Source organism: Paenibacillus sp. P4_E11 (assembly GCF_056401635.1).
In genome coordinates this window covers 1-1063 of record NZ_JBFUIX010000548.1, presented here as the reverse complement: position 1 = coordinate 1063, position 1063 = coordinate 1, and the positions used below count along the sequence as shown (strand labels likewise).

The following is a 1063-nucleotide window of genomic DNA, read 5'->3' as shown; positions in this document are numbered from 1 at the left end:
GCTTGTTGCTCTTCGTAGTACGGATACGTTCGGCAATCTGGTCGGCATAGGAATCGTTGGTTTAATCGGGATTCAAGCCTTTGTCAACATGGGTGGAGTGACGGGTGCYATTCCGATGACCGGGGTTACATTGCCATTTATTAGTGCTGGAGGCACCTCCTTGCTTGTGATGATGGGCAGTATTGGTATCCTGCTCAGCATCTCCCGAGAATATAACAAACCAGAGAAGCCTGAGAAGTCGGACAAGCCGGAGAGGGAGAAGAAACGCCATCAACGCATAGAGGAGCTACAACATGTACAGCGTAAGGCACGCCACTGAACTTGATCTACCCTCTATTCTGGCGATCTACAACGATGCTGTCCTTCATCTGACCGCTACATTCGACTTAACAGCTCAATCCCTAACAGAACGCCTCGTATGGTTTCGACAGTTCGGAGAGACGTATCCTATTATTGTAGCCGAGCAAGCTGGCGAGATAGCTGGTTACTGCTGCCTTACTTCGTTCCGCACGAAACCCGCCTATTCCCGAACAGCGGAACTGTCCATCTACTTGGACAAGCGATTTCACGGTCAAGGCATTGGTTCAGCACTCATGAGTGAAATAATACAATTAGCTGCTAGCAAACAATTCCATGTCATCTTGTCCGCGATTACCGGTGGGAATGAGACGAGTGTGAACCTTCACCTCAAATTCGGATTCGAATTCGTCGGCTGCTTCAAGGAAGTCGGTTACAAGTTCGACGCATGGCAGGACGTATGGTTTTATCAGAAAATATTGCAAGAATGAACCCTTATCATGATCTTAAGTCGAAGAACGTCCCGATCCATTATTACGAATGGAACCGGGACGTTTTTATATCCTACGTTAAACAAACAAAAGTCCGGATCGATGATCCGGACTCCTGCTGTATGAGTTCATTGCAATTATTTTATGCGTGCGCTAGTTTCTTCTGGCTCTTCTTCCTTGAAAGCAACGCCCTCGACCTTCACATTCACTTCAACGACGTTTAATCCCGTCATATTCTCGACTGCTTCTTTGACGTTCTCCTGTAACATTCGGCA

The 1063-nt window shown here is 47.3% G+C and carries 3 protein-coding genes; 2 read left to right on the top strand and 1 reads right to left on the bottom strand.

The features are described from left to right. Positions 1–319: FtsW/RodA/SpoVE family cell cycle protein (locus AC1DWB_RS35950; protein WP_477545835.1), on the top strand; the 319-nt coding region annotated here is incomplete at its 5' end. After that, the gene (locus AC1DWB_RS35945; RefSeq protein ID WP_477545834.1) at positions 294–788 is read left to right on the top strand and encodes an N-acetyltransferase family protein; all 495 of its coding nucleotides are present in this window, start codon (positions 294–296) and stop codon (positions 786–788) included. The genes AC1DWB_RS35950 and AC1DWB_RS35945, both read left to right, overlap by 26 nt. 137 nt (positions 789–925) lie before the next feature. On the opposite strand, the gene AC1DWB_RS35940 is transcribed toward AC1DWB_RS35945, so the two are convergent. Continuing rightward, a partial coding sequence (locus AC1DWB_RS35940; RefSeq protein ID WP_477545836.1) for an Asp23/Gls24 family envelope stress response protein occupies positions 926–1063 on the bottom strand: 138 nt, incomplete at its 5' end.

Bases quoted from the DNA above. Each gene is read 5' to 3' on its own strand.
- AC1DWB_RS35945 (WP_477545834.1), top strand. From the start codon at position 294: ATGTACAGCGTAAGGCACGCCACTGAACTTGATCTACCCTCTATTCTG.